Source organism: Paenibacillus sp. MZ03-122A (genome assembly GCF_024213325.1).
GTDB lineage: Bacteria > Bacillota > Bacilli > Paenibacillales > Paenibacillaceae > Paenibacillus > Paenibacillus polymyxa_B.
Map to the genome: position 1 here is coordinate 22,226 of NZ_JANAVI010000004.1, position 25,564 is coordinate 47,789.

Sequence of the window (25,564 nt, forward strand, 5' to 3'; positions counted from 1 at the left end):
TGACAGAATAATGCGACAATGCCAAACCTGTAATAGTTGACGTGTGACGTGCTAACCGTCATAATTGTAGGAAATCACTTTTAAAAGGGAACCTTTGCGCGACATTGATCGGCGGGTTCCATTTTGCATAGAAAGGACACGGAATAGAGCAGAATGGGGATAGAGCAATTACTTAAAAAGGCCGGGGCCTATACCAGAGAAGCAGATCTTATCCGCATCAGGGACGCCTATGATTTTGCCGAGCAGGCCCATTCCGGCCAGACTCGTAAGTCCGGTGAACCTTATATTCTGCATCCGCTTGCGGTTGCTGATATCGTCGTTAATATGCAGATGGATACCATCTCCATTATCGCCGCTCTTTTACATGACGTTGTGGAGGATACGACGGTGTCTTTGGCGCAGATTCGCGAGCATTTTGGCGATACATGTGCGATGCTTGTCGATGGTCTGACGAAGCTGGAGCGTATTCAGTTCCGTTCCAAGGAAGAACAACAGAACGAAAATTATCGAAAAATGTTTATTGCTATGGCGCAGGACATTCGTGTCATCGTCATTAAGTTAGCAGATCGTCTGCATAACATGCGTACTTTGAAATATCAGTCAGAGGAAAGCCAGCGTCGGATTGCTTATGAAACGTTAGAGATTTTCTGTCCGGTTGCAAACCGACTGGGTATTTCGGCCATAAAATGGGAAATGGAAGATATTGCTTTACGCTATCTGAATCCTCAGCAGTATTATCGCATCGCTAATTTGATGCATAAAAAGCGGGCAGAGCGGGAGCAGTTTATTGATAATGTCATACAGCGTATCAGAGAAAAGCTGGAAGAGATGGGTATTCAGGCTGACCTGTCCGGACGCCCTAAACATATTTACAGTGTGTTTAAAAAAATGACGACGAAGAACAAGCAATTCAATGAAATATATGATTTGCTGGCGATTCGAATTATTGTGGATAACATTAAAGACTGTTACGCCACACTGGGGATTATCCATACGTTGTGGAAGCCGATGCCGGGGCGGTTTAAGGATTATATCGCTATGCCTAAGGCCAATATGTATCAGTCCCTTCATACGACAGTAGTAGGTCCCAACGGGGAGCCTACCGAGGTACAAATTCGCACAGTGGATATGCACCGTACCGCTGAATTCGGGATTGCGGCCCATTGGGCCTATAAAGAAGGCAACGGAGCAAACAACACTAACTTTGAGGATAAAATCACCTTTTTTCGAGAAATTCTGGAGCTGCAAAATGAAGCGAAGGATGCGTCGGAATTTGTGGAATCGCTCAAAATGGACTTTTTCTCAGACCTTGTGTTTGTGTTTACTCCTAAGGGAGAGGTCATTGAGTTGCCGGCCGGATCCGTTCCGCTGGACTTTGCTTTCCGTATTCATACCGAAGTTGGCAATCGAACGATTGGCTCTAAGGTAAATGGAAGAATCGTACCTTTGGATTATCGGCTTAAAACCGGTGATATTGTCGAAATTATGACGTCCAAGCATTCTTATGGACCTAGTCAGGACTGGCTCAAAATTGCTCAGTCCTCTCACGCGCGCAGTAAAATCAAACAATGGTTCAAGAAAGAAAAACGTGAGGAGAATGTTGAAAAAGGCCGCGAAAATCTGGAACGTGAACTGAGAAAACGTGATATCGAGCCATCGGTGTGGATGAGCGACGACAAGCTTCAGGAAGTGGCACAGAAGTTCTCTTTTAACGATTCCGAAGATATGCTGTCTGCGATTGGCTTTGGTGGTATAACCGCAGCGCAGGTCTGTACACGTTTGACAGAGAAGCTGCGTAAGGAACAAGAAGAGGCACGGTTGATCGAATTGACGACCGAGGTCAAGGAGTACAAGCCGCAGGGCGAACGGAAAAAAACACCGACCAACGGTGTCAGCGTCAGAGGCGTCGATAATTTACTCGTCCGTTTTGCACGATGTTGTAATCCCGTACCGGGAGATGACATCATTGGCTATGTAACACGTGGACGCGGCGTATCCGTTCACCGGACGGATTGCCCGAATATTCCTTCGGGTACGGGCGAAGACCAGGCACGTGTGATTGAAGTAGAGTGGGAAGAAGCAGCGGAAGTCAATTACAGCGTCGATATTGAGATTACAGGGCATGATCGCAACGGTTTGCTGAATGAAGTGCTTCAGGCCATTTCTGAGAACAAAACTAGCTTCTCGGCCGTTACAGGTCGTACAGATAAAAATAAAATGGCGATGATTCACATCACGATTCTCATTCGCAACACGGATCATTTGCATTCTGTAGTCGAACGGATCAAACGGGTGAAGGATGTATACACTGTGCATCGGATTATGCAATAACCTTATTAAGCGTACAGATAGGTTTATAGCCTTTGTAACACATCTTGGGTAGAAAGACCCATGGGGTGCTAAAAGAGCCATAATACGGCTGTGAGCACCTTTTAAAAGGGAAGGTTAAAGGAGATATCGGATAGGCGATGAAGATCATTATTCAGCGCTGTAAAGACGCTCAGGTAACGGTGAATCAAAAGGTGGTCGGCAAGATTGGAACCGGATTAATGCTGCTGGTTGGTATTGGTCAGGGAGATACAGCAGCCGATGCCGTTTATTTGGCGGATAAAACAGCGGGATTACGTATATTTGAGGATGCTGAAGGTAAAATGAATGACAGCGTTCTGGATGTCGGTGGAGCCATTTTGTCTGTCTCCCAATTTACGTTGTATGGTGACTGTCGTAAAGGAAGAAGGCCTAACTTTATGGGGGCGGCCAAACCTGAGGAAGCGGAGAAACTGTATGATTTTTTCAACAGCCAGCTTCGAGCCAAGGGCCTGGAGGTAGAAACGGGAATCTTTGGGGCTATGATGGATGTTTCATTGACGAACTGGGGCCCAGTGACACTGATTTTGGATACCGAACGTTTGTAACTATACATTCATGGCGTGATCTGAGTAGAATAAAATAGCTGTTCAGAGGGACCATAATGTCATCCCGATTGGTGATTAGCCAGGCGGATAGCCTAAGGGTGACAGGAGAGACGAAGCTATGCGTCAAACCCCGAAAATGGACGGGCATCGAAGCACTGTGCTGCTTTTTCCCGGTAGCATGCAGGAGGCAATCAGCCTTACTCGTAATGCTGATACGTTATTACAGCATGTTGCAGCAGCCATCGACAAGCCGGGACGCGGTGCTTTGCCACGCAGGTAACATCGGGTTAAATGTAGCGTTATGAGGTGCTACCCGAAAGTAGCACAAAGAGGCCAAAAATAAAATATGTAGCATTGAATTAGTGTAGGAGCCGAAAGGCTCCTTTTTCTTTTTTGCTGCTGCGATTGTTATAAAAACAGATCAAGCGGGTAATAACAAATCGTGGTAGACAAACAAACTTAATTTTAACTTGTTTCGAGGATAACCGGAAAGGAGATCTGAACATTAATGAGTAAAATTGCATTTTTATTAGCTGACCAATTTGAAGATTCTGAAATGAAGGTACCTTATGATGAATTGAAAAAGGCTGGACATGAGGCAGATATTGTTGGGCTGAAGCAAGGTGAGAAAGTGAGCGGCAAGCAAGGTGAAGCAAGCTACACTATTGAAAAAGCCATTGCAGATGTGAAATCAAGTGACTATGATGCAGTTGTTATTCCTGGCGGATCCTCCCCGGAAAATCTGCGATTGGATGCACATGTTCTGAAATTTGTGACTGAAATTAACGAGGCCAAAAAAACGATTGGCGCTATCTGTCACGGGCCACAAATTTTGGCGAGTGCCAATTTGTTACAAGGCCGGACGATTACTGCTTATCCTCCGTTGAAAGATGACTTAATTAATGCGGGTGCTCATTTTGAGGATCGAGAGGCGGTTGTGGACGGTAACTTTATTACGTCTCGGACCCCTAAGGATGAGCCTGCCTTTGTGCGTGAGTTATTAAAAGCGTTGTAATTTGAACGTGAATATTTCCTTAGATCAATGCCAGTACAATTCCCAAACGAGGAGGATTTGATATGGCAAAACAGATTCAGGCTTATTTTCGCACAGAAGATGAAGCTGAGGGTGCCAGAGCCTCGCTTCAAGCTTATAGAACTGAACATTTGGAAGTAGGTGCCTTGGATGATGCGCTCGGTCGGGAGACGAGAGTTTTAATTCCGCTGGTCCCCTATAACAATACAGGTTCTGTGAGTACAGGAGGCTCTGCAGGTGCGGCAATCCCTGCGGCGGGTGCTTATGGCGAGAATATTCTACCAGATGCGAAGGATGACCAGATTAACTCTGGCTCAGCCCAAAGGGATCTGAATGAAGATCGGGGTGGAACAACGAATCATGACGGAGGATTGCTCCGTGCGACAGATGTGTATATTAACGGTAATCAAGATGAATTACGGTATGTATTATCAGCAAAGGTGAATGATGACGATTATGATGAGGTCATTTATAAGCTACGTTCCAATCGGGGATATGTATCGCAGTTGGATTAAAGCTAAAGAGCGCAACACAAGAGATTGTCGATACTTGAGAAATTCAGCTACAAAAGAGTGACTGTAATACAATTGTAATATTCGAAACATCATTCCTTAATATTCGTTGTTTATAATAACAGCATGACCCCCTTTTGATATATCTTTTTGAACCTGCGGACCGTTTCCGCAGGTTTTTTCTTTTTATAAGCCTTATTTGTCCGATTATAGGGAGAATGTCTTGACTTTGTCGAAGCGGTTCATTAAAATCATAAAATAATGAAAAATGATTTGATGACGGGACCAAGTACTCCGAACCCACAAGCGCAGAGAGGAATTTCCAGGCTGTAAAAATTCCCTTGATGAGCGGATGAATGACCTCCCCGAGAACAGGCGGCGAACAATTGAGGAAACCCTACTGAAAGTACATTGCAACTGTGCCGACAGTGGATGGTCCTGCATAATAGCCGTACTGCGCGTTACGGGCGTTATACGTATGAGCGGAGTCAGTTTAATGCTGACGGGCAATGAGTGATTCTTATGCTGGTTGTCTGGGTAAACTCCGGAATGTGGGTGGTACCACGGGTGATTTGTAAACGACAATCCCTCGTCCCTGTTAATGTTAACAGGACGAGGGATTTTTTGTTTTATTTGAAAGTGGAGCAATAAAAAAGTGCACAATACGAAATACAACGATGGGGGGATACGTTAATGGCCTTTCAAAAACCGACGGGAACACAGGATTTGCTGCCGGGCAGTGTAGAAAAATGGCAAGTTGTCGAGGAAAAAGCCCGTGAGATTAGCCGCCGCTTTAATTACCGAGAGATTCGTACGCCCATGTTCGAACAAACGAATTTGTTCGTTCGAGGTGTGGGTGAAACGACGGATGTGGTGGAAAAAGAAATGTATACTTTTGAGGATAAAGGGAAGCGCAGCATGACTTTGCGTCCAGAAGGAACAGCAGGGGTTGTCCGCTCCTATGTGGAGAACAAACTATACGGGGAGCCGGATGTAACTAAGCTGTATTATATCGGCCCGATGTTCCGGTATGAGCGTCCACAGGCTGGGCGTCAGCGCCAGTTTCACCAATTTGGAATTGAAGCATTTGGTGCGGTCGATCCGGCGTTGGATGCAGAAGTTATTGCTTTCGGGTATCAATTCTGCCGTGAACTGGGCTTGAAAGGAGTACAGGTGGAGATTAACTCCGTCGGTAATGCAGCCAGCCGGGCAGCTTATCGTCAGCATCTGGTAGACTTCTTGATGCCAATTAAGGATACGTTGACCAAGGAGAGCCAAGCACGCATTGAGCGCAATCCGCTGCGAGTGCTAGATAGCAAAGATGATCAGGACAAATTTGGCGGAGCACCTTCGATTTTGGATAGTTTGGATGAGGAATCCCGCACGCATTTTGAGAAAGTGAAGCAAAATTTGGATGCCATGGGCGTGGAATATACAGTTAACCCGCGTTTGGTACGGGGGCTGGATTATTATACGTTGACAGCGTTCGAATTCAAAGCCGAAGGAATTGGTGCCATAGACACGATCGGTGGAGGCGGCCGCTACAACGGATTGGTTGGAGATCTGGGCGGACCGGATCAGCCGGGCATTGGTTTTGGCATTGGACTGGAGCGAATTCAGCTGATCTTGGAGCATCAAGGTGTCAAACTGAACGAAGCCAAGCCGTTAGATATCTATATGGTAGCGTTGGGAGAAGCAGCAGAAACGGAAGTAACCAAACAACTATTCAAGTTGCGTCAAGCCGGATTTTCCGCAGAACGAGATTATCTGGGGCGTAAAATGAAGGCGCAGATGAAATCAGCCGATCGCTTTAAAGCAAGGTATACTGCGATTCTGGGTGAGGATGAGCTGGTTCAGGGTGAAATTGCACTAAAAAACATGGAAACCGGCGAGCAACGTACCGTTAAGCTGGATCAGCTGGTGGAAGAATTAGGATAAACAAAATAATGTAACATCAGTCAGGGGAAGTTTCCCTCTGGCTGTCATATAGCATTAACTACTAAACATAAACAGGAGTGTGTATTATGAAAAGGAGTCATCAATGCGGCGCATTGACTCATGCGCATATCGGAGAAACAGTTACATTGAACGGTTGGGTACAAACTCGTCGTGATTTGGGGGGCGTACTTTTTATAGACCTTCGTGACCGTAGCGGAATTGTACAAATCGTGTTTAATCCGGCATATTCCGGTGACGCACTGCAAATTGCGGATCGTGTCCGTAGTGAATACGTGCTTGAGGTTACCGGTACGATTGTTAAGCGTGATGCAGAAACGATTAACCCGAACCTGCCTACAGGTGAAATTGAGGTACGCGTCACTGAAATCGAAGTATTGAATGCGTCTAAAACACCTCCGTTCTTCATTGAAAATGGTGTAGAAGTGGACGAGTCTCTGCGTTTAAAATACCGTTATTTGGACCTGCGTCGTCCGGAAATGTACCAGACCTTGAAACTGCGCTCCAAAGCAGCAAAAATATTCCGTGACTTCCTGGACGGAGAAGAGTTCGTCGAGGTGGAAACACCAATTTTGACGAAAAGCTCCCCAGAGGGCGCACGTGACTATCTGGTGCCTAGCCGAGTGCATGAGGGTGAGTTTTTCGCCTTGCCGCAATCGCCACAACTGTACAAGCAATTGCTGATGGTGGGTGGCCTGGAGCGCTACTACCAAATTGCACGTTGTTTCCGTGATGAAGACTTGCGTGCTGACCGCCAGCCTGAATTTACGCAGGTCGATATTGAGACCTCCTTTATGCAACAGGATGACTTGCTGCCAATGATGGAGCGTCTTATGGTGAAATTGTTCAAAGAAACCGTTGGGGTAGAACTGGAAACACCGTTCCAACGGATTACACATGCCGATGCGATGGACAAATACGGCTCTGACAAGCCTGACCTGCGTTTTGGTCTTGAGCTGATAAATGTTAATGATATCGTGGCAACCAGTGGTGTGAAAGTATTTGCTTCCGTAATTGAAAAGGGTGGCGAAGTTAAAGTCCTTAATGCCAAAGGATGTGGCACGTGGAGCCGTAAGGACATTGATGACCTGGGTCCTTTTGCAGCGCGTTATGGAGCTAAAGGCTTGGCTTGGATTCAAGTGAAGGAAGGCGAATTCAAGGGACCTATCGTTAAATTCTTCACACCGGAAGAAATCGAAGCCTTGAAGGAGCGCACAGGAGCCGAAGAAGGCGATCTGTTGCTGTTCTCTGCGGATAATAAAAAAGTAGTTGCTGATGTATTAGGCGCGCTTCGTCTGAAAATTGGCCGTCATTTGGGGCTCATCGACGATAACAAATTCAAATTTGCCTGGGTCGTAGACTTCCCGCTTCTGGGCTATGACGAAGAACAAAAACGTTATGTAGCGGAGCACCATCCGTTCACTCGTCCGAAGGAAGAAGACCTGGCCCTCTTGGACACAGATCCAGGTCAAGTTCGTGCTCAGGCCTATGATATCGTGCTGAACGGCTACGAAGTGGGTGGTGGCTCGATGCGGATTTTCAAACGTGAAGTTCAGGAAAAAATGTTCAAAGCGCTCAATCTGCCGCCTGAAGAAGTGAAGGATAAATTCGGTTACCTGCTGGATGCATTTGAATATGGTACGCCTCCACATGGTGGTATTGCCTTTGGTTTTGACCGCCTTGTGATGTTGCTTGCAGGTCGTACAAACCTGCGTGAAACTATTGCATTCCCGAAAACAGCCAGCGCGACAGACCTGCTTATGGATGCACCAGCCGAAGTGGATCAAGCTCAATTGGATCAGCTTCATATTCGTCTTGCTCCGAAGCCTGTTGCGCCTAAAGCTTAAGACGAACATTTGGCTTAGCAAGTGCCATCCATTGGCATGAGATAGCTTATAGAATGCCATGAACCCGTTACCCTCATATGGATAATGGGTTCGTGGTTTGTATGCTGGAGTTCAGGCATAGAGTTTAAATCAGTGAGGGAGGATATACCATATTGTTGCATCAATTTTCACGAACGGAACTGGCCATTGGAACTGAAGGTCTAGAGGTTATGAAAAATAGCACGGTGGCCGTGCTGGGTATTGGCGGTGTCGGTTCGATTGCAGTGGAAGCACTGGCGCGCACGGGTGTGGGACGCATCATTTTGATTGATAAAGATGTTGTAGATATCACCAATATTAATCGCCAGATTCATGCGTTGACAACGACGGTAGGTCAAAAAAAGGCTGATCTGATGGTAGAGCGTGTGAAGCTGATTAATCCTGAATGTGAAGCGATTGCACTGAACATGTTTTATACAGAAGAAACATATGAGGAGCTGTTCAAGTACGACTTGGATTATGTGCTGGATGCTTCGGATACGATTATATACAAAATTCATTTGATTAAGGAATGCCTGAAACGGGGGATTCCGATGATCTCCAGTATGGGCGCTGCGAATAAAATGGACCCGAGTCGTTTTCAAGTAGCGGATATTTCCCAGACGAGAATGGACCCGATTGCCCGTGTCATCCGCACCAAGTTGCGCAAGGAAGGTATTACCAAAGGCGTCAAAGTTGTATTCTCCGATGAGGAACCGATGAAGCCACGCGAAGAAATTACAAAAAAAATTGTACCTGCAAACGCACCTGAAATTCGGAAGGCGAAGCAGCCGCCTGCAAGCAATGCATTTGTACCTCCGGTAGCAGGACTGATCATGGTTAGTGTAGCCGTGAAGGATTTGTTAGAACACGCTGGTGTGTAAGTTGCAAAAATAGCATGGCAGTGCATTCGTAGATTTACAGCAGTATGTATTCACTTTAAGACCTGTAGTTCTGTGCATCACATCCTTTGTGTGTCACAGTTGCTACAGCTCTTTTTTGTTTTGAAAAAGCGCAGCTTACTGCAAACAGATTGAACAACTTGCTGGAGGGTTTTGGTATGAAGGATGGACTATGGTCCAGAAGTCTCGGTTTCAAGCCCGAGCATCATTGGAAAAAGGAATTAGCCGCTGGGGCCATTTCTTATTTTTCCGTTGTATACATTGTTATGGTTAATGCAACTATTTTGGCAGATGCTGGGATTCCCCTCCAAGGGGCAATGCTCGGGACGCTGCTGACATCGATGATCGGCTGCCTGCTTATGGCTTTTGGTGGGAAATCTCCAATGGTCGTTGTACCTGGGATGGGAATTAATGCTTTTTTCACATATACGCTCGTACATTCTATGAAGCTGAGCTGGCAGGAAGCGCTGATGGTGGTTGCCGTCACAGGGATTTTATTCGCCATTGTGGCTTTTACATCATTGTACAAGCTGATTAGCCAAGCGATTCCCCATAATTTGCAGCACGGAATTACGGTGGGCATTGGGTTGTTTTTAACCTTTATCGGATTGCAAAAAAGCGGCATCGTGATTGCTCATCAGACGACTTTTGTGGCTATTGGCCATTTTAATGATCCCAAGGTCATTACGGCTTGTGTAACGTTGCTGCTCGCTATTGTATTGTTTGTGCGTAACGTTCAGGGAGGTTTACTAATTAGCATTTTGGCGGGAACTGGCCTTGCTTATATACTAGGAGCTGTAGAGCCTACAAGCACGGTACGAACCTCTGAAACGGTGCGACAGTATGGGCAATTGTTTGGAGAGCTTTCCTTTTCAGGCATTGTCTCGGTAGCTTTCTGGATTGCTGTCTTTTTGCTCCTACTCATTGTGCTATTCGAGAATATTGGTATGATTACTGCACAAACCAACATGATTGGAAGACCGGATTTATTTAAAAACAGCTTGCGTGTGTTGGCTGTAACCAATATCTTTGCCGGTATTTTGGGTAGCAGTCCGGCGGTAGCCGCTGCGGAATCGACGGCTGGCATTGCAGCAGGGGGACGCTCGGGAATGACACCGCTGGTAACTGCTATTTTATTCGGAGCGACGTTTTTCTTTATTCCTCTGTTGGCTTATATTCCTGACAGTGCCATTGCGCCCGTGTTGATCATCATTGGGGGGCTAATGGTGCAAAATGTGCGAGAGATGGATTTCAGTGATTTTACTGAAGCGTTTCCTGCATTTCTGATCATGGTGATGATGCCCTTTACTTACAGTATTGTAGACGGGATGGCCTTTGGTTTTATTGCATACCCCGTAGCCAAGCTGGCAGCAGGACGGGGCAAGGAAGTGCCTGTTGCATTATATATCATTTCTGTACTGTTTGTGGCTAACTTTGTGCTTCATTCTCTGGTGTAGTAAACTCGAAGATAGATTGTACTGTTCATACCCGCGCAGAGCGCGGGTGTTGTTGTTTGAACAAGAATGGTCAGACAGGAAGCGAGGTTGATGGCATATGGAAAAAGAACATCATACACACCAAGATGAGCAGGAGGACCAGATGAAGGAAAAACCGGGTAAAAGACCGGATAAGGCTGGCATGGGGCGGTTTATCAAATTGATTGCGAGTGCGCATCCGCCCAAGGCAATTCTGATCATCGCCCTGATTCTGACGCTGATTCAGACCATTGCTGGTTTAATCGTACCCATGATGACCAAAGGGTTGATTGATGGCTTGACCTTTTCTTCACTAAACCGTATGGTCATTGTTGGTCTGCTTGGCGCTTTTGTGCTTCAAGCGGTGGCTTCGGCGGTTTCTATCTATATGTTGAACTATGCCGGGCATAAGATTGTGGCTAATTTGCGCAAACGTTTATGGCATAAAATCTTATCTCTACCTATCCCTTACTTTGATCGGAATCGGTCAGGAGATACGATGAGTCGCGTCACCAATGACACAAGCCTGATTATGAACTTAATTACGGAGTATCTAGTCAATCTGATTTCTAATGTGATCGCAATTATTGGTGGTATTGCATTGTTATTTTATCTAGATTGGGTGATGACGCTCATTATTATGGCCATTGTTCCGCTAACAGCCCTGATTTTATTTCCGGTAGGCAGAAAAATGTACCGCATCTCCAAAAAACAGCAGGATGAGATGGCAGATCTGACCTCAGTGTTGAGTCAGGTTATCGGCGAAATCAGACTGGTGAAGGCCTACGGAACCGAAAGCAGAGAGGCTCAGGCCGGTGAGGATCGTATTTACCGGATGTTCCGCTTCGGTTTGCAAGAGTCACGTATCCTGGCCCTTGTAGGTCCCATTTCTACCTTCTTGCTGACTGCAGTGCTGGTCATTATATTGGGTGTTGGTGGTGTTCGTGTCGCATCGGGTGTGCTGACCGCTGGGGATTTGGTGGCTTTTATTTTGCTGCTGTTTCAGGTGATCACACCGATGGCACAATTCACGACCCTGTATTCACGTCTGCAAAAGGTGGTTGGGGCTACTGAACGGATTCAGACGATTTTAGATCATGAAGAGGAACCGCTCGAGTTAAAGCAGGAAGCGGCAAAAGAGAGCAGAGATATTATACTTCGTGATGTTGCCTTTTCTTATACCGAAGGTGAAGAGGTCCTTCATAATGCGAACTTGGTCATTCCGGCTAACCGGACGACAGCATTCGTGGGACCGAGTGGAAGTGGGAAGTCCACCTTGTTTTCATTGTTGGAACGCTTTTATGTGCCAGATACAGGTGAAATTCGTTATGGAGACGAACCGATATCGTCATATACACTTTCCTCCTGGCGCTCCAAAATTGGTTATGTATCGCAGGAAAGCTCAATGATGACCGGAACGGTCAGAGATAACATTACATATGGCTTGGGGCGCGAAGCTGACTTGGAAGAAGTGAGACGAGCAGCCACGATGGCGTATGCGGATACATTTATTATGGATCTACCTCAAGGCTACAATACTGAGGTGGGAGAACGGGGAATGAAGCTGTCCGGAGGGCAGCGTCAACGGATCGCTATTGCGCGTGCGCTTCTTCGTAGCCCTGACATTCTCATGCTGGATGAGGCTACATCTAGTTTGGACAGCTCATCTGAGCATGAGGTACAGAAGGCCCTAGCGAACTTGATGGAAGGACGCACGACAATTGTCATTGCTCATCGTTTGTCTACAGTGGTTCACTCCGATCAAATTATCGTGTTGGACAAGGGCAAGGTGACCGGTGCAGGAACTCATACTGAGTTATTAGAGTCCCATCAGGTGTACCGTGAGCTGGCTCAAAAGCAGTTTGTGGAGATGGGGGAGAGGAGTATGGAGCATTAGAGGCCGCTTCGCGTGTGCCGCAAAGCTTCATACTTTTGTGAAAGAGTAGGGGAATAGGCGTATTAGGAAATAAGGTTGGATTTTTATGGTTAAATGTGTTACGCTTACTTTCCTTTTTTTGTGTCGGAGCAAGTGAATGCGATGCAGAAATCGAGACTTGATATTCTTAGGAGGTAACTGAAATGGAGAATGAGTTTCAAAGTGCCTATCAAGAAGAACAGCATAGGCTGTCGCTTGCTATGGAGGAAATTGATCGGAGATTGGAACGGCTTCGCAATACGCCGGTGTACACCGGGCATGATTTTACGGAGCAAGTGCTAGAATCGGCACGGGAGGAAAAACGTCAGGCTTTGGCCAAAAGCTCGCAGGAGCCTTATTTTGGTCGTATGGATTTTGACGAACGTGGCAGAGGGCAGCGGAAGCCACTTTATATCGGTAAAATTGGGGTGGAGCGTGAAGAAACGTCAGCGTATCCGCTGGTGATTGATTGGCGTGCACCGATTGCCAGCTTGTTTTATTCATTTACAGGTGGTGAAGAAACTGCGTCCTATGAGGCTCCCGAAGGAACTATTGAGGGCTTGGTCTATCTGAAGCGTAACGTTGTCATTCGGAAAAGAATTCTGGAACGGGTAGCGGATACATACAACCGTGAAAGTGACGAACCTGCCGTTTCCGATGAGTTTCTCGTTTATCGTTTGGGAGAGAACAAGGACAACCGTTTACGGGATATTGTATCTACCATTCAGGCGGAGCAGGATCAGATCATCCGCGCGGCTAAAAATACAGCCCTCGTTATTCAGGGGGTAGCGGGTAGTGGCAAAACGACCGTAGCGCTGCATCGGCTCGCATTTTTGCTGTATCAATACAAGGATCAAGTGTCGGCGGACAAAATGGTAATTTTCGCACCAAACCATATGTTCCTTGACTATATTTCAGATGTACTTCCAGAGCTGGGGGTCGGGAATATTCAGCAAAGTACATTTGCAGACTGGGCGCTGGATTTGTTGGGTTTGGATTTACCTTTGGCTGATCCTGCCGAAACATTATCTTATTGGTTTGAGAGTAGCAGTCTGAGAAAGGAATCCATGGATGAGGCGCCGGGAAGATTCAAGGGTTCGGTTCATTTTATGGAGTTGCTTCAAGCTTTTGTTGAACGACTGGAGCCCATTTCCGTGCCAGAGGGAGATTTTTCACCATGGGATGGAGCGGTGCTGCCACAAGCTGAGATTTTGAATTGGTTCAATGAGGAATATAAGCCTTATCCGCTCGCGAAGCGGAAGGAGCGTGTGCTGGCAAGAGTGCACCGCTGGATTGAAATGGAGCTGAAAAAGTCGCCTTCGGCGGCAGCGCTCAAGGAACGCAAGAAAAAGGCAGGGGCACGTGAAAAGGCATATGCTAAAAAATGGCCACAATATGACGCACTGACGCTCTACAAGCAGCTTTTTCAGGCAGCTAAAGGGTTACCCGCAGATACGGCTGCGGAGATGAAGGCTTCTCTGCCGCCTGCTATTTTTAAGGCCACACAGTCGGATTTGCGAAAACAGATTATCCGTGAAGAAGATCTGACTGCGTTAGTGTATCTTCACGTGCTGATTCATGAGGTAGAATCATCCCAACGTTTTGACCATGTGGTCATTGATGAAGCACAGGATTTTTCACCTTTTCATATCGCATTGCTGGATTTGTTCGTGAAAGGGCATTCCTTTACGATATTGGGCGATTTATCGCAGGGCATTCATGAATACCGTGGTGTACATGCGTGGGAGGAAATGAGTTCTCTTTTTGCGCCGGAACATACAGGGTATTTTGCACTTACGCGGAGCTACAGATCAACCTTGGAAATAATAGAATTTGCAAATACGATTTTGGAGCAGGGAGTTCGCGGCGGTATTACAGCAGTTCCCGTATTTCGTAGTGGTGATCCAGTGCGCACCGTGTCTTACGACTCATCCGTGCGTGAGCAGAGTTTGCTCACCGCTCTAAAAGAGCTGTCCTCCAAGGAGTATCGTACTGTTTCTGTGCTGACTCGTACCTTAAAAGAGGCTGTGGAACTGCATAAGGTTTTCACAAGCGCGGGGTTGGATGTGAATTTGATTGACGGTGGTAAAAAGCAATATGAAGGCGGTTTGTCGGTACTGCCTGTGTATCTATCTAAAGGTCTGGAGTTCGATGCAGTTATTGTGGCGGATGCCGACCATGAGCATTATGGAGAACGGGCATGGGATGCCAAGCTGCTGTATGTAGGATGTACCCGTGCGCTGCATGAGCTGTGGCTATTGCATGATGGCTCACTTCCTAGTTACGTACAGGCACAGACGGAGTAAGCAGAAAAAGCGTTGTAAAGCATCGCCTGAGTTGTTGTATTTCTTTTTGTTTGCTGTTTATCTTAGTGATGGAAATTATGAAGTTATGCCAGTCGAAGAACAGCCACGAAATTCATCTTTCGTCTAAGGCTGTTCTTTCTTTTTTGTGGGCGACTGACTTGTAGATCTACAGCCGTGCCGTGACCATGCTATCAGCAACTTGTTAACGGATATGGTAGAATAAGAGGCGGTTTATACCGCATCAGGATTATAGATGACTTGAATTTTCATGATTTCAACCGTATGAGCGAACATAATATAGTATGTTTTCAAAGAAAAAGAGAAAGTGTTCGTTCATAAACCATAAGGAAGTGAATGAAATGGACTTATTTTCATATTCCCAAGAGTCAACGCCAAGCAATCGGTTGCTTGCGGATCGCTTGCGTCCGACTTCGCTGGATGAATATATTGGACAGGAGCATGTTGTGGGTCCTGGTAAGCTGTTGCGAAGAGCTATAGAGGCAGATCAGGTTTCTTCTATTTTGTTGTACGGACCACCGGGGTGCGGCAAAACAACACTGGCACATATCATCTCGCAACACACGCAAGGCGATTTTGTACGTCTGAATGCTGTAGAAGCATCTGTGAAAGATGTAAGAGAAGTCATTGACCGGGCACAGACGAATAAATCGATGTATGGCAAAAAAACCATTTTGTTTCTCGACGAGGTACATCGTTTTAACAGTTCACGTCAGGATGCACTGCTGCCTGCGGTGGAAAAGGGCACGATCGTGTTTATTGGCGCCACCACTGAAAATCCCTTTCACTATGTCAACGGCGCTTTAATGAGCCGTTCTACGTTGTTCCAGCTTGAAGCGCTAACGCAGGAGCATTCGCTGGCTGCTATGCGCCGTGCCTTGAGCGATGCGGACAAAGGGCTCGGCTACATGCAGCTTCAGGTAGATGAAGCTGCACTGGCTCACATCGCGTCCATGGCGAACGGTGATATCCGCCGCGCTTTGAACGCGCTGGAACTGGCGGCGCTCACGACGCCTCCGCTGGCAGACGGCACGATTCACGTGACACTGGAAGTCGCAGAGGAATCCATCCGTCGCCCGATTGTCAAAGCAGATGAATCCACGCAGTATGACGTGCTGTCGGCCTTTCACAAAAGCATTCGCGGCTCCAGCGACGCCGCGCTGTTCTGGTTCCTGTACGCCGTAGAAAAGCTCGGCATGGACCCGATGACCTTTATCCGCCGCCTCATCGCGGCGAGCAGTGAGGACATTGGCCTGGCGAACCCGCAGGCAATGGTGCAAGCGGTGAGTGCGTTTGAAGCCTATCGCAATAACGGCTGGCCCGAGGCCAAACTGAACATTGCACAGGCCATTTTGTTTGCTGTGGAAAGCCCCAAATCGAATGCCGTATATACGGCAATTTCACGGGCCATGTCGGCTATGGACGATATCAAATCGGCCGAGGTGCCACTCCATTTGCGTGACGCACACTACAAAGGCTCGGAAAAGCTCGGTCATGTTGGCTATCAATATCCACATAATTATCCGAATCATTATGTGAAGCAGCAATATTTGCCCGATTCGATAGCAGACCAAACCTTCTATCAGGCTACTGAGCAGGGGAATGAGTCCAAAATCAGGCAAAACCAGCGCTGGCGGGATTCACAGTCTTAATATATGTGCGACTTGATATACAGAGTGTGTACGAAATCGTCACGTTACACCATGATCGTGCAAGAGCGAAGAAGGGGATAAGAAGATGAAAGACGTGCTATTCGTTGCCGCGGGCGGAGCGCTTGGAACCTCTACCCGTTATGGCCTGCAATCGCTGTTGCCTGCGGCGGGTGCGGATTTTCCACTTGGTGTGCTGCTAATTAATTGGATCGGCTGCCTGTTTCTTGGTTGGTTCTTTACGGTAACCTTGCGATCGTGGCGGATCAAGCCGCGATTGCGACTTGCCATCGGAACAGGCTTTACAGGGGGCTTTACCACCTTTTCCACTTTTGCAGTAGATGCTGTACGCCTCACGGTTCATGATCGTATGCTGACGGCAGTGTTGTACCTGCTGCTTAGCGTAGGCGGAGGGCTGATTTTGACATGGACAGGTATCCGCCTAGGTACAAAAATGACGCAGGCTGCTCCCAAGGAGGAACGCTTATGATCTGGTGGGCGGCGGCAGGCGGGATTATGGGTACACTGGCGAGATACGGGCTTGGCATGTGGGCCGGAAAGAGGTTCGGTACCGTATTCCCGTGGGGGACGTGGATCATTAATGTCAGCGGTTCATTGCTGCTAGGCTGGCTCTATGGTCAGTTTACGCAAAACCATTTGTCTCCTGCACTCTGGATGCTGCTAGGAACAGGTTTTTGTGGCGGCTACACCACCTTTTCCACATTCGGCTATGAATCTCTTCAACTGATGGAGCGTAAAGAGTACCGACGCATGGCTATGTATGTACTGTCCTCCGTCGTGGTAGGAGTTGTAGCTGCGGCTATCGGATACAGAGTAAGTTAAACTCTATACATTTTCGAAATAACACGTAAAAATGCAATAAAAAGCTTCCAATCTCGACTCAAGGCATTCTCAGCCGTGATACGGTTTTGGAAGCTTAGTGCTGTACCTATACAGCTAATTTTTATCTCGTTCTTTATACAATTCAGGTAAAAGGGATTCAAGTTCAGGTCTTGGTTCAGGATCAGACAACTTCATTTCCTCCAGCGTTTGGACGGCAATCCGTAGCACAGTATAATCCCTATACCAACGGTTGTCTGAAGGAACGACATACCAAGGAGCTTGTTTGGTTGCACTTAGCTCTAATACATCCTCATAATACTGGGTATATTGCTTCCAAAATTTTCGTTCCTGCAAATCACTTGGATCAAGCTTCCAGTTTTTGTGAGGCTTTTCAATTCGATCGATCAGCTTTTCTAACTGAAATTGCTTTGAAATATGTAAAAAGATTTTAACCACCTTTACACCATTATCCAGCAACAACTGTTCAAAATGTTTGATATGCTTAATATTCCGTTTGGCCTGCTTATCGGATATCTGTCCGTGAACACGTGTAATCAGCACATCCTCATAATAAGAACGGTTAAATGCTGCAATATACCCACGTCCTGGGGTAACGCTATGAGCACGCCACAAGAAATCATGACTTAATTCCTCAGCCGTAGGTGATTTAAAGCTGTGGACAGTCACCCCCGCAGGGTTAAGGTTGGAAAATACCTGTTTGATGACGCCATCTTTGCCGCTGCAATCCATACCCTGAAATACAAACAAAACGGATTGTTTTTTCTCTGTAAATAATTTGCTCTGTAATTCCATGAAGCGTTCCTTCAATTGATCTGTTTCCTGTCGGATTTCTTCTTTATTTTTGATATTCTTCGTATCCTTAGGGTCCCATTCTTTCAAAGAAACTTTTTTACCCGGTGTCAGCATTCCTAATGAATCAGACATAAAGGCACGCTCCTTTTCAATTGAAGTATGATCTTGTCTACATCATATACCCAAATGAGGATGTTATCAAAAGTTCCTTATGTATTAATGGTCTTTCAAGTTAATTCGAAAAGGATTACAGAGGGAATAAGTTAGAAGTCCATTGTAGCGCTCTTATTTAAATATGACGATTCCTATTTAAAATGGGAAGTATACCAATGGATTAAAAGGGACGTGTATACACCATGGAAAATTTTTTGCAAGAAATGTTTGTCCAGCATGACAGACATCATAAAGAGCAGATTATGAACTTTTTTTCAGTCATTAAATAAAAACATCTTTCATAAAAAAAGTCGCCCCTTCCAAATCTGGAGAGACGACTTTTTTAATTCCTACTATATCAATGAAAAATGGTCATTCATTTAAACTGTTTCAGGCTGAAGTTTTTCAACCTTATCAATGGTTCCGCCACCCAGACAGCGTTCCCCATCATAAAATACAACAGCTTGTCCAGGCGTAATGGCCTTTTGATGTACATCGAATATGACATGCACGGTTCCATCGGCAAGCCATTGTAAAGTTACTTGCTGATCAGGTTGGCGATAACGGAACTTGGCTGTGCAACGGAATTCGCCGGACGGACGAGTATCTGCGCCTTCAATCCAGTTCACATCTGTTGCAATCAGGCTGGTAGAATACAGGCTGTGGTGACGATCACCTTGTACCACATATAGAATATTCTTCTCCAGATCCTTATCCGCTACAAACCACGGTTCACCTGAACCTGAGCCGCCAATGCCCAAGCCTTGTCGTTGACCCAGTGTATAGTACATCAGACCATCGTGGCGTCCTTTGACTTCACCAGTAGCGATATCCACCATGTCTCCACCTTTTGCAGGCAGATATCCACTCAGAAACTCCTTGAAATTACGCTCGCCGATAAAGCATACGCCTGTGCTGTCTTTCTTCTTGGCCGTATACAGTCCCGCAGCTTCCGCAATTTTACGTACTTCTGGTTTCGGCAGATGACCGATGGGAAACATCGCTCGGGATAACTGTGTTTGGCTTAATGCATTTAGGAAATAAGTCTGATCCTTGTTGCTATCCACACCTCGCAACAAAGTAAAGTGGCCGTCTTCTTCCACAACCCGTGCATAATGTCCAGTAGCAACATAATCTGCTCCCAAATCCAGCGCTTTATTTAGAAACTCGCCGAACTTAATTTCACGGTTACACATGACATCCGGGTTGGGTGTGCGTCCAGCTTTATATTCATCAAGAAAATAGGAGAATACTTTATCGAAGTATTCTTTCTCAAAATTGACGGTATAGTAAGGAATGTCGATCTGTTCACAGACGCGGCGCACATCCTCCGCATCCTCCTCAGCCGTACAACGGCCAAATTCATCCGTGTCATCCCAGTTTTTCATGAAGATGCCGATTACGTCATAGCCCTGCTCCTTCAGCAGCAGCGCGGTAACGGATGAGTCGACGCCACCGGACATCCCGACGACGACACGGGTTTCATGATTGGCTTTAGCCATGGTCATCACCCAATTCTTTCAATATTGTTGTAGAACCCACCTATTGTAACATAAACGATAATAAGATACGATGTTTGGACGATCCAACGACACGGCGAACGATGGAAGAAAGCTATATAAAATGGGCTAAAGCTGTTCCAAATCGCCCGAAAGCAACTTTTTTTAAGATTGTTACTGTAATGTTTCCCTTTACCTGCCCTAATATGTTAACATAAGCTGAGGGTTAGGATCGGAATAGAGAGGTTTACAACACCAGTTATTCCGCGTGTTTAACGGAATTGTTACTATAAGTGAGGTGGCACAATTGAAAATATCAACGAAGGGCCGTTACGGCCTGACCATTATGATGGAACTTGCAGCCAGGTTTGGCGAAGGTCCAACTTCTTTGAAAAGTATTGCCGAAAAAAATCAGCTGTCAGAGCATTATCTGGAACAGCTCATCGCGCCTTTGCGTAATGCAGGTTTGGTAAAAAGTATCCGTGGTGCTTACGGCGGTTATATTTTGGCGAATGAACCGGCAGGAGTAACAGCGGGAGACATCATTCGTGTACTGGAAGGTCCGATTTCTCCGGTAGATTTCACGGAAGAAGACGATCCGGCAAAACGTCAACTGTGGCTGCGAATTCGTGACAGCATCGCTGAAGTGTTGGATTCTACTACACTTAAGGACTTGATCACATACCAAGAACATGATGAATTGGACAATTACATGTTCTATATTTAGCCAAGAGCTAGTTATATAGCCAAATTGCCTTATGTGGCAAGGGTTTTCGAGGTTATGGATTCGAGCGAGTTACCCGCAAATTACCCGCACTTCTAATTGTTGATTGCCCATTCAAAATCATCAGCAATCTTGATTTGGCGGTTTTTTGTGACGTGGAGATAGATCAGTTCTGTAACTTTAGAATTGCTCTTGTGCCCGATTCGTGCCTGAATCTCAGGCAGTCCAACTCGCGGATTAGAAGCGAGTAACGATACATGGGTATGGCGTAAACTGTGTGGAGTAAGATTTGTCGGCAATTCAGCTTTCGCAAGAACCTTCTTCATATAGTCCCCCACCCTTGTGACTTGAACTGGATATCCAGGATAAGACGGACACCAAAAAACAAAATTATCCTTCGGGTTAAACTTTTTGGCAGAAAGGCGTTCATCCTTTTGCCATTCCTTCAATAATCCGAGAGCCTTGGCTACAGTATCTCCAAAGCTTACAATGCGTTCGCTTTGTTCATTCTTTGGAGGAATAAAGGAATACTTAAGAACGCTTGTACCGTAAAGCTGTTTGTTTACATCAATCGTTCGTGCATCAAAATCAATATCGTCCCACTGAAGTCCTGCTGCTTCACTGATTCGTAAGCCTGTGTAGGCTAATACAATGAAAAAAGCCCACATGTTGGTTGTAAGCATAAACCTGGCTAGTTGTAGAAATTTTTTTAACTCGTCCTTCTCAAGAAATTTGGGGAGGACTTGTCTTTTTTCTCCTGCTTTCCGTGCCTTTTTTTTCTCCTTTGGTATAACTGCATCAGCGGTTGGATCGGACTCGATCAAGCCATTTCGTTTAGCGTGTTCAAACATAAGAGAAGCTGCTGTGTGTATAGTGGTAATAGTGCTGCGGCTCTTACCCTCTTCTTTTAGCTTATAAAGGAAATCCTGATATTGACTCGCGGTCACGTCTGCAAGCGCAAAGCCACCAAATTGCTTCAACAGAACACCTAGTCCATACACGCGACTTTTGATCGTGTTGCCAGCGGGCTCTCGCTCTATGATATAGGCTTTAAGCCAAGTCTGACTCCAAGTCCTTACTGTTAGGTCGTCTGTGTATTTCAACTTTTTCTGTATCTTTTTCGCCTCGATCAATATCCCAAAATCAATTGCCTCCTGAATCGTGTCAAACCTAGGCGATTCCATTTCTTTGCTGCTTTTCTTTTCCTCTCCATCAACGAATTTGGTAGTGGGGATGTAGTAGCGATAAGAATACTTGCCATCACGTTCCCTTACATTTGTTGGCAGCTTCCTCTTCGTGGAGCTTCCTTTCTTTTTCACAGTTTTGACTCCTTTCTTTCAAAAGTATAAGAACGTACGTTCTTTTGTAGAGTATATTTAAACAGCCTTGCGGCTGGGAAGCGCAAAGTTCAATTAAAATATTTCTACTACACCCAAAGGATCAAAATAGATTAAGTATCCGTCACAAACAGTATAAATTTCATATATCTGTTGATAACGATCAATAGACGCTTGCAAAAACTCTTCAGTTACCCCAAGAAATTCTGCAATTTCATACCTTCCTTTAACTCTTGCCTGGTGGGCCTGAATAATCGCTGAAAGTGGAATAAGCCGTTGATAGGCCCATTGTCTCGCTCTGAGTTCCTGTTTCCGGTTTCTAATATCGGCTTGGTCGAGAATATTCCCGACAGAAGTATGATAATGCCCAATTTCTTCTGCCAAAGTACAACATTTCTCACTGAGTGATTGAGTGGTCGCAGAATTAATGGTTATCACTTTATCAATGTACAGCCCTTTTAGTTTTAAGTTTTTAAAAGGGCGTTCCAGAACCTCCACCCCCGATGATGCAGCTTCGTTCATAAGTTGAGATAGCAGGGTATATGACATGGCATCATTTCCTTTTTGACTTGATGTATTTTACGTAGTCAAGGATTTCTTGCATTTCTTCATCTGTGTAATCTTCTCCGTCAAAGTGAGCCGCTATAGTCTGAATTTCCTGAAATTCTTGGTCATCTGATTTTATGTTTTCAAGATCTTCTAATGAATAACCTGCCGCTTTCACCAAATCTTCCTCACTAACGATATGGTCTACAGGATTGCTGGAGGCGATCTTTATAATCGTATCAAGTGCAGGAGGTTCGGTTATTAAGCCCAAGGCGATACTTGACAGTTCTTCAAAGTCTACCCCTGTATCTACTGCAAACTGCTCATCGGACCTACCATTCTTTACATAATGGACTAGGCGTTTTAACTCAGTTAACTCAAACCCGTAATATAACTTATCAAAAGAAACTTTGAAGTATTTAGCGACTTTCTGTACTTTGTCGATTGAGGGGGAGCTGCTAGCCCACTTATACAGCGAACCATTACTAAAGTTAAGTTCTTTTTCTAATTTGGCGACGGTAATATCATTTTCTCTACAAAGTTTCTGAATATTATCTAATATAGGCATCTGAAAACGCACATCCTATCTAGCATGTTCAATAATATCTGAATATATTCAATATTTTATTGACTTGCTGAATATATTCAGTCGATAGGAGGTCTAGTATGACACATTACACCAATTTTGGGGCAGAGGCTAGAAAGATTATGCTCCAGAAAAATATCAAATTAGTTGATGTCGCCAAGGAATTAGGTGTTTCAGTTCCATATGTTTCTGAAATTTTAAAAGGTACTCGGGCTGGAGAGAAACAGAAGCCTAGAATTGCTAAGATGCTGGGGATGAAAAATGAGGCGATCTTGTGAGTGATCAACTAGTCACTTTTTTAAGACCTACATTGGATGTTGTAGACGCAGCTGACTACCTACTGATCAGTAAATACACAGTGATTAACCGAATTAAGCAGGGAAAGTTGAAAGCCTATAAACAGGGAAGGCATTGGAAAATTAAAAGAGAATGGCTTCTGGAGTATGAGCAAGGTTTAATCGAAAGTAAAAAATAGAAAGGAGATTCAATTTGCAAATTGATATTAACAAAATCAAAGTTAGGGACCGAATTCGTAAGGATTTCGGTGGGATAGAAGAACTGGCACAGGATATTGAACAAAACGGACTCATTAACCCTATTGTAGTAACACCGGATTATCAGCTAATTGCTGGAGAGCGGCGTTTAAGAGCGCATCAGTTCCTTGGACGCTCAGAAGTGACAGTAAGAGTTATGGAAATCAAAGACTTTGAACATCAGCTTCAGCTTGAGATTTCTGAAAATGAACATCGTAAAGAGTTCACTTTTTCTGAACGAGTAGAATGGGCGCGGCGACTTGAAGAGGCCGAACGATTGAAAGCCAAAGAGCGCATGGCTGGAGGTACGGAAAATTTTCCTGACCAACCTACCGGGCAAGTACGAGACATTGTAGCGGATCAAGCAGGGTTCGGCTCTGGCAGACAGTACGATAAGGCGAAGTTCATCGCTGAGAATGCCACACCGGAGATTATCCAGCAGCTTGATGAAGGATTGATTAGCACTCATAAAGCGTTCGTGGAGACAAAAAAACGATTGGAGGCCGCTGTCCGTGAAGCCGAAGAGAGAGCGGAGCAAGCAGAACTTGACAAGCTTGAGCTGCAAAGACAGTACAAAGATGCTATTCCTGCTGATCAACTTGAAGATGCAGTATCTGCTGCTGTAGAGCGTCATGAGGAAGAAACGGGCATTTTCATTCGTCAAAAGGAAAAAGAGGCAGAAGCGCAGCTCAAGCAACGCGATGAATATTGGAAAAACAAACTCAATGACGATTTGGAAAAAGAACGTTTAAAAGTTGAACAATTGAAGAGTGGCTACCAAAGAGCTAAAGAAGAACTTGAGACTATCAAACTCCAGCAGCCAGACGACTTCAACGAACAGAAGGCTGCTGCTCAAATGAAGAAGCTTCGCTTTGAAGCGGACAGTAATACGATCCAAGTGAGTATCCATGTGAAACAGTTTCTGCAAAAGGTTGGAATTACTTCATTCATGTTGGGTGCAATAGGCAGTGCAAGTAGCTCTGAAAAGAAACGGTTGTCTGAAAGTTTGGACATGTTGGAAGCCTTTATCGAACAGATTCGTCCAGCTGTAAACAGCAGAAAGGTGGTAGAAAAATGACGCTAATTAATCCTAATCAACAGCCAGATTTCTTGTCTGTAGTTGAAAAGCAAATGCAACTAACTGAGGCTCAAGGCATGGCGATTCGTGGTCTTGTGGACGGTATTAAGCAAATGCATTTGGATGTTACTGAAAAGGTGGAAGAAGTTCAGATGATGGTTCAAGAGGTTCGGGATAGCGTGACGCTTACAGATGCTGAATGCTATCAGTTACAGGATGCAGTAAGAATCAGGTCCATTACTCTCACAAAAGATCGTTACAAGGAGACAGATGGAAAATTTAACGAAACGGTCGGGAAATATCGCCGCATGATTTGGAGTAAGCTGAAAGTTTTGTTCTCAGTTGCAAAGTACAGTCACATCCGGCGCATAGATTTTGATGATTCCATTTACTTCGTTAAAGAGTTTCGTCCAGAAGACTACATTTAAAGGGGAGTTGGCTATGACGCTTGAAGAATTGGCTGAGCTGTGGTCTAAAAATTCTTTGCAGCACGCCATTATCGTTCGTAATATCCAGCGTGAGGCGAAGGCAAAATGAGTTACCAAACTCAAACCACTTATTCAATTCCAATCGTGGATGATGAAGGCATCAAGTTTACATTAGATCAACCAGCAGACTCACTTATAGCCGCTGTATTACTCATGCATCGCTGGTTGAATTGTCAACATTCAGTAGATATTGAGATGCTAGAGCTAACAGAGCAGGATAAGGAAAAGCTTTCTCTTCAAAAGGAAAAAGAACTTACTGAACAAAAGCTTCAGGCCATTTATAAAACTCAATATGCTATTACAGATAGTCCATGGCCTAATCACGTTTGTATTAAGAAGATGAAGCCTTTGAAGGAACAAGAAAGGCGGTTAAAAACTAGAATATCCGAACTTGAAGCGGAGATATGGAGCTGAGAGA

The 25,564-nt window shown here is 45.3% G+C and carries 25 protein-coding genes; 20 read left to right on the forward strand and 5 right to left on the reverse strand.

The annotated features are described in order from the left end of the window. The first annotated feature begins 153 nt into the window (after positions 1–153). The 14 genes from NLX74_RS10070 to crcB (NLX74_RS10135) all read left to right on the forward strand — a co-directional run bounded on the left by NLX74_RS10070 (position 154) and on the right by crcB (NLX74_RS10135) (position 17,389). On the forward strand, positions 154–2,331 hold the full coding sequence (locus NLX74_RS10070; protein WP_025720225.1) for a RelA/SpoT family protein: 2,178 nt from the start codon (positions 154–156) through the stop codon (positions 2,329–2,331). Between the two features lie 137 nt (positions 2,332–2,468). Beyond that, entirely contained in the window at positions 2,469–2,915 is a 447-nt protein-coding gene (dtd, locus tag NLX74_RS10075) for a D-aminoacyl-tRNA deacylase (RefSeq protein ID WP_235308643.1), read from the forward strand. A 118-nt stretch (positions 2,916–3,033) separates the two neighbouring features. Continuing rightward, positions 3,034–3,195, forward strand: coding sequence for a hypothetical protein (locus NLX74_RS10080; protein ID WP_235308645.1), 162 nt, complete (start codon positions 3,034–3,036; stop codon positions 3,193–3,195). A gap of 228 nt (positions 3,196–3,423) precedes the next feature. Next, positions 3,424–3,930, forward strand: coding sequence for a type 1 glutamine amidotransferase domain-containing protein (locus NLX74_RS10085; RefSeq protein ID WP_235308647.1), 507 nt, complete (start codon positions 3,424–3,426; stop codon positions 3,928–3,930). 62 nt (positions 3,931–3,992) lie between these two features. Then, positions 3,993–4,463: a hypothetical protein gene (locus NLX74_RS10090; RefSeq protein ID WP_235308648.1), complete on the forward strand. Its 471-nt coding sequence runs from the start codon at positions 3,993–3,995 to the stop codon at positions 4,461–4,463. 690 nt (positions 4,464–5,153) lie between these two features. Next, on the forward strand, positions 5,154–6,398 hold the full coding sequence (gene hisS, locus NLX74_RS10095) for a histidine--tRNA ligase (protein WP_023989920.1): 1,245 nt from the start codon (positions 5,154–5,156) through the stop codon (positions 6,396–6,398). Between the two features lie 86 nt (positions 6,399–6,484). Beyond that, positions 6,485–8,263 (forward strand): aspartate--tRNA ligase, encoded by a 1,779-nt coding sequence (aspS, locus tag NLX74_RS10100; RefSeq protein WP_254328621.1) that lies wholly within the window; start codon positions 6,485–6,487, stop codon positions 8,261–8,263. Between the two features lie 152 nt (positions 8,264–8,415). Then, the gene (locus NLX74_RS10105) at positions 8,416–9,165 is read left to right on the forward strand and encodes a tRNA threonylcarbamoyladenosine dehydratase (RefSeq protein WP_025720213.1); all 750 of its coding nucleotides are present in this window, start codon (positions 8,416–8,418) and stop codon (positions 9,163–9,165) included. Between the two features lie 176 nt (positions 9,166–9,341). Next, on the forward strand, positions 9,342–10,640 hold the full coding sequence (locus tag NLX74_RS10110) for an NCS2 family permease (RefSeq protein ID WP_061829368.1): 1,299 nt from the start codon (positions 9,342–9,344) through the stop codon (positions 10,638–10,640). A 97-nt stretch (positions 10,641–10,737) separates the two neighbouring features. Then, positions 10,738–12,555 (forward strand): ABC transporter ATP-binding protein, encoded by a 1,818-nt coding sequence (locus NLX74_RS10115; protein WP_250260598.1) that lies wholly within the window; start codon positions 10,738–10,740, stop codon positions 12,553–12,555. Positions 12,556–12,737: 182 nt separating this feature from the next. Continuing rightward, positions 12,738–14,879 carry a HelD family protein gene (locus NLX74_RS10120; protein WP_235308652.1) on the forward strand — a complete coding sequence of 714 codons (2,142 nt, stop codon included), beginning with the start codon at positions 12,738–12,740 and terminating at the stop codon, positions 14,877–14,879. A gap of 359 nt (positions 14,880–15,238) precedes the next feature. Continuing rightward, positions 15,239–16,549: a replication-associated recombination protein A gene (locus tag NLX74_RS10125; protein WP_254328622.1), complete on the forward strand. Its 1,311-nt coding sequence runs from the start codon at positions 15,239–15,241 to the stop codon at positions 16,547–16,549. Between the two features lie 85 nt (positions 16,550–16,634). Beyond that, the gene (crcB, locus tag NLX74_RS10130) at positions 16,635–17,036 is read left to right on the forward strand and encodes a fluoride efflux transporter CrcB (RefSeq protein ID WP_254328623.1); all 402 of its coding nucleotides are present in this window, start codon (positions 16,635–16,637) and stop codon (positions 17,034–17,036) included. Continuing rightward, complete coding sequence (gene crcB / locus NLX74_RS10135; RefSeq protein ID WP_235308656.1) at positions 17,033–17,389, forward strand: fluoride efflux transporter CrcB; 357 nt, start codon at positions 17,033–17,035, stop codon at positions 17,387–17,389. The genes crcB (NLX74_RS10130) and crcB (NLX74_RS10135) overlap by 4 nt, the downstream gene beginning before the upstream one ends. Before the next feature lie 114 nt (positions 17,390–17,503). Here the strand turns inward: crcB (NLX74_RS10135) and NLX74_RS10140 are convergent, their stop codons facing one another. Together NLX74_RS10140 and mnmA are read right to left on the reverse strand one after the other, a co-directional pair. Next, positions 17,504–18,334, reverse strand: a complete 831-nt coding sequence (locus NLX74_RS10140) for a PPK2 family polyphosphate kinase (RefSeq protein WP_235308657.1) — start codon at positions 18,332–18,334, stop codon at positions 17,504–17,506. Positions 18,335–18,735: 401 nt separating this feature from the next. Further along, on the reverse strand, positions 18,736–19,857 hold the full coding sequence (mnmA, locus tag NLX74_RS10145) for a tRNA 2-thiouridine(34) synthase MnmA (protein ID WP_165178721.1): 1,122 nt from the start codon (positions 19,855–19,857) through the stop codon (positions 18,736–18,738). Between the two features lie 304 nt (positions 19,858–20,161). Between mnmA and cymR the strand changes: the two genes are divergently transcribed. After that, entirely contained in the window at positions 20,162–20,581 is a 420-nt protein-coding gene (cymR, locus tag NLX74_RS10150) for a cysteine metabolism transcriptional regulator CymR (RefSeq protein ID WP_013311532.1), read from the forward strand. Positions 20,582–20,673: 92 nt separating this feature from the next. Here cymR and NLX74_RS25825 read toward each other — a convergent pair whose 3' ends face one another. The 3 genes from NLX74_RS25825 to NLX74_RS10165 form a co-directional block, all read right to left on the reverse strand. Continuing rightward, positions 20,674–21,897, reverse strand: a complete 1,224-nt coding sequence (locus NLX74_RS25825; RefSeq protein WP_254328624.1) for a tyrosine-type recombinase/integrase — start codon at positions 21,895–21,897, stop codon at positions 20,674–20,676. Positions 21,898–21,990: 93 nt separating this feature from the next. Next, positions 21,991–22,464 (reverse strand): ImmA/IrrE family metallo-endopeptidase, encoded by a 474-nt coding sequence (locus NLX74_RS10160; protein ID WP_064964021.1) that lies wholly within the window; start codon positions 22,462–22,464, stop codon positions 21,991–21,993. A 4-nt stretch (positions 22,465–22,468) separates the two neighbouring features. Continuing rightward, positions 22,469–23,029, reverse strand: a complete 561-nt coding sequence (locus NLX74_RS10165; RefSeq protein WP_254328625.1) for a helix-turn-helix domain-containing protein — start codon at positions 23,027–23,029, stop codon at positions 22,469–22,471. Positions 23,030–23,127: 98 nt separating this feature from the next. Between NLX74_RS10165 and NLX74_RS10170 the strand changes: the two genes are divergently transcribed. The 5 genes from NLX74_RS10170 (at position 23,128) to NLX74_RS10190 (ending at position 25,560) form a co-directional block, all read left to right on the forward strand. Further along, on the forward strand, positions 23,128–23,325 hold the full coding sequence (locus tag NLX74_RS10170) for a helix-turn-helix domain-containing protein (RefSeq protein ID WP_064964023.1): 198 nt from the start codon (positions 23,128–23,130) through the stop codon (positions 23,323–23,325). Further along, positions 23,322–23,522, forward strand: coding sequence for a helix-turn-helix domain-containing protein (locus tag NLX74_RS10175; RefSeq protein ID WP_254328626.1), 201 nt, complete (start codon positions 23,322–23,324; stop codon positions 23,520–23,522). Before NLX74_RS10170 ends, NLX74_RS10175 begins: the two co-directional genes overlap by 4 nt. 14 nt (positions 23,523–23,536) lie before the next feature. Next, positions 23,537–24,658, forward strand: a complete 1,122-nt coding sequence (locus NLX74_RS10180; RefSeq protein WP_254328627.1) for a ParB N-terminal domain-containing protein — start codon at positions 23,537–23,539, stop codon at positions 24,656–24,658. Continuing rightward, positions 24,655–25,086 carry an ORF6C domain-containing protein gene (locus NLX74_RS10185; RefSeq protein WP_076264689.1) on the forward strand — a complete coding sequence of 144 codons (432 nt, stop codon included), beginning with the start codon at positions 24,655–24,657 and terminating at the stop codon, positions 25,084–25,086. Before NLX74_RS10180 ends, NLX74_RS10185 begins: the two co-directional genes overlap by 4 nt. 105 nt (positions 25,087–25,191) lie before the next feature. Then, entirely contained in the window at positions 25,192–25,560 is a 369-nt protein-coding gene (locus NLX74_RS10190; protein ID WP_250268645.1) for a hypothetical protein, read from the forward strand. Positions 25,561–25,564 lie beyond the last annotated feature (4 nt).

Coding starts and splice junctions, on each gene's coding strand:
- NLX74_RS10190 (WP_250268645.1), top strand. CDS start 25,192: ATGAGTTACCAAACTCAAACCACTTATTCAATTCCAATCGTGGATGAT.
- NLX74_RS10165 (WP_254328625.1), bottom strand. CDS start 23,029: ATGCCTATATTAGATAATATTCAGAAACTTTGTAGAGAAAATGATATT.
- NLX74_RS10090 (WP_235308648.1), top strand. CDS start 3,993: ATGGCAAAACAGATTCAGGCTTATTTTCGCACAGAAGATGAAGCTGAG.
- NLX74_RS10085 (WP_235308647.1), top strand. CDS start 3,424: ATGAGTAAAATTGCATTTTTATTAGCTGACCAATTTGAAGATTCTGAA.
- crcB (WP_254328623.1), top strand. CDS start 16,635: ATGAAAGACGTGCTATTCGTTGCCGCGGGCGGAGCGCTTGGAACCTCT.
- NLX74_RS10070 (WP_025720225.1), top strand. CDS start 154: ATGGGGATAGAGCAATTACTTAAAAAGGCCGGGGCCTATACCAGAGAA.
- hisS (WP_023989920.1), top strand. CDS start 5,154: ATGGCCTTTCAAAAACCGACGGGAACACAGGATTTGCTGCCGGGCAGT.
- NLX74_RS10080 (WP_235308645.1), top strand. CDS start 3,034: ATGCGTCAAACCCCGAAAATGGACGGGCATCGAAGCACTGTGCTGCTT.
- crcB (WP_235308656.1), top strand. CDS start 17,033: ATGATCTGGTGGGCGGCGGCAGGCGGGATTATGGGTACACTGGCGAGA.
- mnmA (WP_165178721.1), bottom strand. CDS start 19,857: ATGGCTAAAGCCAATCATGAAACCCGTGTCGTCGTCGGGATGTCCGGT.
- aspS (WP_254328621.1), top strand. CDS start 6,485: ATGAAAAGGAGTCATCAATGCGGCGCATTGACTCATGCGCATATCGGA.
- dtd (WP_235308643.1), top strand. CDS start 2,469: ATGAAGATCATTATTCAGCGCTGTAAAGACGCTCAGGTAACGGTGAAT.
- NLX74_RS10170 (WP_064964023.1), top strand. CDS start 23,128: ATGACACATTACACCAATTTTGGGGCAGAGGCTAGAAAGATTATGCTC.
- NLX74_RS10125 (WP_254328622.1), top strand. CDS start 15,239: ATGGACTTATTTTCATATTCCCAAGAGTCAACGCCAAGCAATCGGTTG.
- NLX74_RS10120 (WP_235308652.1), top strand. CDS start 12,738: ATGGAGAATGAGTTTCAAAGTGCCTATCAAGAAGAACAGCATAGGCTG.
- NLX74_RS10140 (WP_235308657.1), bottom strand. CDS start 18,334: ATGTCTGATTCATTAGGAATGCTGACACCGGGTAAAAAAGTTTCTTTG.
- NLX74_RS10115 (WP_250260598.1), top strand. CDS start 10,738: ATGGAAAAAGAACATCATACACACCAAGATGAGCAGGAGGACCAGATG.
- NLX74_RS10160 (WP_064964021.1), bottom strand. CDS start 22,464: ATGTCATATACCCTGCTATCTCAACTTATGAACGAAGCTGCATCATCG.
- NLX74_RS10110 (WP_061829368.1), top strand. CDS start 9,342: ATGAAGGATGGACTATGGTCCAGAAGTCTCGGTTTCAAGCCCGAGCAT.
- NLX74_RS10185 (WP_076264689.1), top strand. CDS start 24,655: ATGACGCTAATTAATCCTAATCAACAGCCAGATTTCTTGTCTGTAGTT.